Here is an 873-nt window from a genome sequence, read left to right as displayed (position 1 = left end):
CAAGAGTCGAATTCTTTACTCCACTTTTCTGACATCGGATTTTCTCTCTGTATTTATGGGTAGTTATCGAACTGAATGTGCCAGTTTTTTCAGGATACGGCAAAGTTGAGATGGTTGGTTTTGATTCAGAGCATGAGTTTCCCCGGTGTGACGGGCATGTCGGGCGGATTTTGAGAAACAACAGATGTAAAAAAACCGACTGGTGAGGTCGGTTTTTTTACTGTTCCGTTACAGAGTTGGTGGCCCTGACCGGAGGAAATCTCTTTTCAACTAACATTCTTATAATAGCGAGCTGTTCATTTGATAGCAACCACCCTTATAATCCGCAGGTTAGCTCTGTCTGGTGACACTTCTGCCGTGATATCCATCGGGACTATGGATGCAAGATTTTAAGTCCTGGCTGAACAAACAGGTGGTGCTGTGTTCAGTGCTCTGGCAGGAGGAAGTCTCTTTTCAACTAACACTGAAAGTGCCGTTGTGACAGGCAATGTAAGAGTAAGCAACGGTGATTTCCTCCAGTGATGGAGAAGCGGATGATTAATCTGTTAATCATCGTTCTCAGGGCAGTAGTTGCCGTTGCAAACGCGCAGATTGCTGTTCTGGAACTGATCCGGGAACTTGTCGACTGATAAGCCCGGAAACGTAACTAAGGGCAGGGTGTTACCGCTTCCTGCCCTTTAACAAAAAGAGATCTCATGTTAAAAATTTGTAGCGATTTTTGCACAGCACGTTCGTATTCGTTGGCTGCTTTCTGAATTCGTGTCTCGATATCAGGCAGTGTTCCGTTGCCAGAATTTCTTTTTTCCAGAAATGTTGTCACAAACTCACTGGCAGCGTTGTCCATGTCGCTAATCATATTATCCATGGCTGCAC

General features: G+C 44.9%; 2 protein-coding genes. One reads left to right on the top strand and one right to left on the bottom strand.

The features are described from left to right. Positions 1-533 precede the first annotated feature (533 nt). Complete coding sequence (gene dqlB / locus WC5_RS25770; RefSeq protein WP_024192165.1) at positions 534-629, top strand: DinQ-like type I toxin DqlB; 96 nt, start codon at positions 534-536, stop codon at positions 627-629. Between the two features lie 17 nt (positions 630-646). Here the strand turns inward: dqlB and WC5_RS20865 are convergent. Further along, positions 647-873: hypothetical protein (locus tag WC5_RS20865; RefSeq protein ID WP_016231359.1), on the bottom strand; the 227-nt coding region annotated here is incomplete at its 5' end.

Source organism: Escherichia sp. KTE114, from assembly GCF_000407765.1.
GTDB classification, from domain to species: domain Bacteria; phylum Pseudomonadota; class Gammaproteobacteria; order Enterobacterales; family Enterobacteriaceae; genus Escherichia; species Escherichia ruysiae.
The sequence above is the reverse complement of the archived record's forward strand: the minus strand, read 5'-3'. Positions and strand labels throughout refer to the sequence as shown.